General features: G+C 35.0%; 4 protein-coding genes and 2 pseudogenes. 5 read left to right on the forward strand and 1 reads right to left on the reverse strand.

Translation table 11 applies throughout. The features are described 5' to 3' along the window. Positions 1–406 (reverse strand): annotated as a pseudogene (locus EU96_RS0109555) (inverse autotransporter beta domain-containing protein); the annotation flags it as partial. 625 nt (positions 407–1,031) lie between these two features. Here EU96_RS0109555 and EU96_RS00020 point away from each other — a divergent pair. The 5 genes and pseudogenes from EU96_RS00020 to EU96_RS0109565 all read left to right on the forward strand — a co-directional run. Beyond that, positions 1,032–2,732: a hypothetical protein gene (locus tag EU96_RS00020; RefSeq protein ID WP_158465684.1), complete on the forward strand. Its 1,701-nt coding sequence runs from the start codon at positions 1,032–1,034 to the stop codon at positions 2,730–2,732. A gap of 382 nt (positions 2,733–3,114) precedes the next feature. After that, positions 3,115–3,627 carry an adenine phosphoribosyltransferase gene (locus EU96_RS00015; RefSeq protein ID WP_032527620.1) on the forward strand — a complete coding sequence of 171 codons (513 nt, stop codon included), beginning with the start codon at positions 3,115–3,117 and terminating at the stop codon, positions 3,625–3,627. A gap of 94 nt (positions 3,628–3,721) precedes the next feature. Then, positions 3,722–4,441 (forward strand): hypothetical protein, encoded by a 720-nt coding sequence (locus EU96_RS00010; RefSeq protein ID WP_052044292.1) that lies wholly within the window; start codon positions 3,722–3,724, stop codon positions 4,439–4,441. A gap of 347 nt (positions 4,442–4,788) precedes the next feature. After that, positions 4,789–4,953, forward strand: coding sequence for a hypothetical protein (locus EU96_RS10495; protein ID WP_193741379.1), 165 nt, complete (start codon positions 4,789–4,791; stop codon positions 4,951–4,953). A 201-nt stretch (positions 4,954–5,154) separates the two neighbouring features. Next, positions 5,155–5,673: pseudogene (locus EU96_RS0109565) on the forward strand (porin); the annotation flags it as partial.

The raw sequence follows: 5,673 nt of genomic DNA on the forward strand, positions 1-5,673 counted from the left end.
CGCCTAGCTTCATCAAACTATTTATTGAGAAACTTGTATCTGATTCTGTACCCCCTGAAATATTTACAGAAGTCTGGGCTAAAAATGGGATTTTTTGTATCTCACCATTTGCTTTTGCATTTGCAAAATTAAATCCTGCATCAACTAATAATCTATTAAGATCATTCTCCATGATGCTCTTATATTCACTACCTTCTGCTCCCTCATTCATTAATGGAACAAATTTGGTCGAATAATTTGCTCCTTTGATTATGTATTCATCTAATTTGTCTTTTGGTTGATAAGTATTCTGAACGTTCTCAACCTGATCAAATTTGATATCTTCAAATTTGTATTCATCAGCAGAAACTGAAAGAGCTGAACCAAAAGCTATTGGTATTAGGCTTAAGGCTTTAATAAATCTCACTAAAAAAAAAAATTTATTATTATTATTATGTTTTTATTCAAAAAAGTCTATTTATTAGTTGATAAATATACATTTCAAAGGAAAACTTAGCCATTTATGAGGATATAAACAACTTTTTTGAAAGATAAAAGTATAAAAAAAGACTTATAAAAATCTTTAATAAAGCGGGTGCTTTAATGGCACGCGCACTAATAAAGTTTTGTCGCTTTTGCTCGCTTTTTAGTTTGTAATAAAAGTAAGGAAGTCTTTTATTGCAATCAGTCTTGCTTGTAAAAAGGTATACTCCCAAAGCTCCCGCGCTACGAAGCCGCGCCACGTCCCGCTCATAAGATCTTAGTTAATAACCGTCATCTATAAATGACTAAATTGCTAAATTTTTTATAAAAAATCACTTTTGAGGCTAGAAAATGAATCTTGTCACTTTTTTGTCACTAGAAAAATATGTGTTTTGTCGCTTGAAAAAAATATATAACTCCAGAAACTATCCCAAACAAGGATTTCCCCATTCTTTTAGTAATGACATTATGTGTAGTATTAATTGAATCTTTCTATTGATTTTTTATATTTATCTAGTATGGGTATTATTTAAGAAAAAGAATTTATCAAAATTTAAGTGATATATGAAATGAGGTTTCTATTTTATTTTTTCATAATTGCTCAATTTTTAAATTTTCTGGGAGTATTTGCAGAAAAAGTTAAAGAAAATCCTTCTGAATTTAATCCAATTAAGTGGGAAAAGGTACGCAAAAATGAGGAAAAAACTTTAAAAAAGATTATTTGGAAATCATATAAGGACGATAAAAGTTATTTTGAAAAAACAAATTTAAAAAATAAATCAAAGAAGAAACTTAACAAAGCTCAAGAGGAGTCTTCACCTTGGCGCAATCGCACCTTAAGGTTTTCCTTTGAGGAAATTGATATGCCAGATCCTGGAGAAAACATGGGTTTATATGGTATAGGTGCTTACGAACGATTTAACCCTTGGCTTTATGGTGGTATCACAGCTTACGGCGCTGCAACTGGAGTCCGTGGGGGGTTTTTTACTGGAGGCTATACCTTAGGCATTGAAAGCAACTTGACAGATAACTTAATTTTCGATGCCGGAGGCTATGCTGGTGCCGGCGGCGGCGGGGCTGCGCCTGATGGCGGAGGGTTACACTTACGCCCCCACATAGGTCTCAAGTACGACTTTGGCTGGGGCTTAATGGGCATTAATTATAACTATGTAGACTTCCCTAACGGAGATATTTCCAGCGATGCAATTTCGCTTTCATTGGATTTTCCTTTTAGTTCACTGATAAATAATTCAGGAGATAATGAGATGACTGCTTCCGATTACTTCGGAGCTGACTGGAGTAATTTAAGCCGTCATCGATCGCACCTAGCTACCCGAGTTCGCTCCTACTATCCAGTAAGCGGCAGCGAAACCGCATCCGGCATCTCGCTTGATAATTCATTCGGTCTGGTCGGTGTAGAGTACTCTTACTTCCTTGATGAAAACTGGTTTGCCACCTTTGAAACTGCCGGTGCACTATCAGGAGGCGTAGGCGGATACGCCGAACTTTTAGCTGGGTTAGGTTATCGTCTCCCCCTAACCAAAAATGATCGTCTGGCTCTACTCCCTGCTTTAACCTTTGGAGGCACCGGTGGCGGTGACGTCGGAACTGGCGGAGGATTTGTTGCCCGAGCAAATCTAGGACTGGAATACCGACTTTTTACTGATCTTAGCCTGATCATGGATGGGGGCTATCTCACAGCTCCAGATGGCGATTTTGACACCCAATATGTCGGCTTCAATTTGGCATACGTTATGGAAACCTTCGCTCAGGATAAAAAAGGAGCTCCTCTAGCGGAAACAGATATTATCCAAACTACTAAATGGCGCTATCGCCCAGCGCACCAATGGTATTCTAATGCTCAACGTAAGGGAGGCTCTTCACGCGATATGAACCTTCTTGGAGGCAAAATTGACTGGATGGGAGGTGATTGGTGGTACCTTACAGGACAAGGATTAAGCGCATATGAAGGAGGAGCTGGTGGTTATTCTGAGGGACACTGGGGGATAGGTATTCTTGGGCCGAGCTGGAAGAACTTTCAACTCTATGGTGAAATGCTTATTGGTGCTGGTGGGGGAGGAGGTGTAGATAGTGGTAGCGCCTTATTGTACAAACCAAGTATTGGATTAGAGTACAACCTCAGTAAGGACTTCAGCCTTCAAACTGGTATAGGAAAAGTTATTTCTAAAGAAGGGAATCTGGATTCTAATACCTTGGACGCTAGTCTGGTTTGGCGTTTTGGAACTCCGAAATTAGGCTCCAAACCTTGAAGGTAGTTATGGAAATAAAGTTGAGCTAACAGATCTAATGTCGACCAAGTAATATTCGGATATAAATATTACTTTATTGCTAAGGCACTTTCGCTATTGTAATTATGTCGCTTTTCCTCGCTTTTTAGTTTGTAATAAAAGTAAGAAAGTCATTTATCGCAACTAGTCTCGTTTGTAAAAAGGTATGCTCCAAAAGCATCCGCGCTACCAAGTTGCGCCACTCCCCTCTGATAAGGTCTTAGTTCATAATAGTAATTTATACAAAGTAGCTTCAATAAATTTTTGAAAAATATTTTGGATATCCTAAATAATTTTATTTATCTTGTTTTTGCTATTACATTAATTTTGTAAAGGATAATTTCTCAAACATAATCTGAGGCTCATGAAAAAGTTAGAAGAACTGATTTCTACTTATAAGGATTTTCCTAAAAAAGGGATTGATTTTAAAGATGTACTTGAAATAATTCAGGAGCCTGAAGTCTTTAAAGAATTAATTTTTAAAATGTCATCTAGTCAGATTTTAAAAAAATCTGAGGCAATAATTTCAATAGATGCAAGGGGTTTTATTTTTGGATCTGCAATTGCCCTGCAATCTTCTAAGCCAATGATTGTTGCCAGAAAGCCAGGAAAGCTGCCTGGTGAAATAGTAACTGAAAATTACAAGTTAGAGTATGGAGAAAATTCTCTCTCGATTCAAAAAACACCTTTAAATAAATACAATTCTTACGCCATTGTGGATGATTTGCTTGCTACAGGAGGAACTGTTGATTGTGTAGCAAATTTACTAAATAGAAATAACAAGAAAATATTGGGATTATTGACTGTCGTGGAATTAGTCACTTTAAAAGGAAGAAGTAAATTTAATTTTCCAGTGGAATCATCTATATCATTTTGATTCAAATTAAATTTCAATTTTTAAATGGACTTAGTAAGATAATAGGCTATATAAAACTAAATATTGAACACTAACGATTCTTAATCAGTTGCAAATGCCTCAAGATATTAAAACTCCTTTTGGGAAAATTACTCCAGGGGTGAGCTTATTCCCCATCTATTACTTATTGTTTATATATGGTTTTGTTTATATTCTCCCTTATGGAAAAAGTTTGATAGGAATAAGTTGGTTTGACTGGCTTAGAAATGAGGATGGCCCTCTTGAATGGCTTCAGTTTTTTGAATACGTATTTTCTTCACTTCTGGCGTTTTTGATTTTTCTAAGACGAAAGAATAAAAGGGAAATTAACTCTATTATATGGTTTTTTATAGCCTTTTTATCATTAATAATCGCAGGAGAGGAAATAAGCTGGGGTGAAAGGCTAACTGGATTCGGAATTGGTTCAATATCTGATTTAAATGTCCAAGGTGAAACAAATTTTCATAATTTACCTTTCTTTCATAATTATTTGTTAGATCCAGTTTTTGAAATAAGTTGTATTTTTCTTGGTTGGTTTGGGTGGAGAAAGTTCAAAAATATTGACTCTTTCCCCGGCAAAGAATTGTCACTTTATTTTTTATTCGTTGCTCTTTTTTATTTTTATTTTGATATTTCATGGGCTTCTACGACAGAACAAATAAGAAATGATCAAGAAATTTTTGAATTTTTGTTATCCTCTGGAATTTTTTTACATTGCCTGAAAAATTTAAATAGAACAGGGTTTGGAAACAAAGAGCCAAAGCATCACTTTAATGAGATAGAGCTGGAGGGCTAACTCATTATTCTTTACTGGAGATTTTATCTATATTAAGCCTATTGAACCGGCTGTGAAACCTACAGCTAAAAAAAATGTGAATTCAAGCAGGTCTCTTGGAAGAGAATTGACAAATAGATTTAGTTGAGTCATTTAACCTTGTGCTCCTCAGGTATTTAAGTTTTTGAAAATATAACTAATAATTTTTTCTGTTGAGGCGAAAATAAGAGTTTTTTTCTTTTTTCTAAAGATTTCAAAAAGTAATCCTCAAAACTAATAGATAACTTAATCATTATGAAAAATCCCATATGATTTTCACTGCTGTAAATCTTTTTAAATGCTATATTTCAATTATTAAAACAACTTATATGGATTATAAAAAGAAGTCTCTAAATAAATTATCAAGTAATGCTAGCTATGAGGAGATTGATACTAGACTAGCTTCTGGTTGGTACGTTGACTCAGTTGAAAACAATAAAAAGAAAAAATATAGAACAAAAAAAGTAACTTTTAAAATTTCAAAAAAAATATAAAAAAAATCAGCACTAATCCGACTTTCTTTATATTCCTTAATTATTAATAAATTAAAAAAAACATTAGTAAAATTTTTGGGCTTTGATTGTTTAACTTGATAAACTGGCACAAATTATTCAAAAATGTGTCGCTTGATACTTGATTTTGTACTGCGAAATACACTATCTTGAGGTGTACTTTAAATTTCGTGTGAGGAATTTATGAAGCTTTTTAAAAGCTTGCTAGTAGCACCTGCGACTTTAGGACTTCTTGCTCCTATCGCTGCTACTGCAAACGAAGTTACAATTAGTGACTTCAACCCTGCTGAAGAGATTGCTATTACAAACAGTCGTGTTGACGGCTTAGAGGCAAGACTCAATAACTTTGAAGCTGGTAGCTTCTCAGAAACAACAACAGCATCATTCACTGTTGATGGTCTTCTCGGTTTTGAAGATGACGATGATGCAGCAGCTGTTGATAATGATGACAATGTAGTAGCTACTTACAGTTTCCAGCTTGATCTAAATACAAGTTTTACAGGTGAAGATTCACTTGATATTGCTATAGACGCTGGTAATGCTGGTATTGATGCTATTGACGAATACGACAGAAACGGAAATGGCGATGGCCTTACAGTTGATGGTGTAGTTTACACTTTCCCAGTTGGCGACAAAATGACAGCTTTTGTTGGTGACAATACCAACGGTAGTAATCTATTCACAAAAGCATGTGTATACGGT

It is taken from the genome of Prochlorococcus marinus str. MIT 9302, from assembly GCF_000759975.1.
GTDB lineage: Bacteria > Cyanobacteriota > Cyanobacteriia > PCC-6307 > Cyanobiaceae > Prochlorococcus_A > Prochlorococcus_A marinus_M.

Bases quoted from the DNA above. Each gene is read 5' to 3' on its own strand.
- EU96_RS00020 (WP_158465684.1), top strand. From the start codon at position 1,032: ATGAGGTTTCTATTTTATTTTTTCATAATTGCTCAATTTTTAAATTTT.
- EU96_RS10495 (WP_193741379.1), top strand. From the start codon at position 4,789: ATGGATTATAAAAAGAAGTCTCTAAATAAATTATCAAGTAATGCTAGC.
- EU96_RS00010 (WP_052044292.1), top strand. From the start codon at position 3,722: ATGCCTCAAGATATTAAAACTCCTTTTGGGAAAATTACTCCAGGGGTG.
- EU96_RS00015 (WP_032527620.1), top strand. From the start codon at position 3,115: ATGAAAAAGTTAGAAGAACTGATTTCTACTTATAAGGATTTTCCTAAA.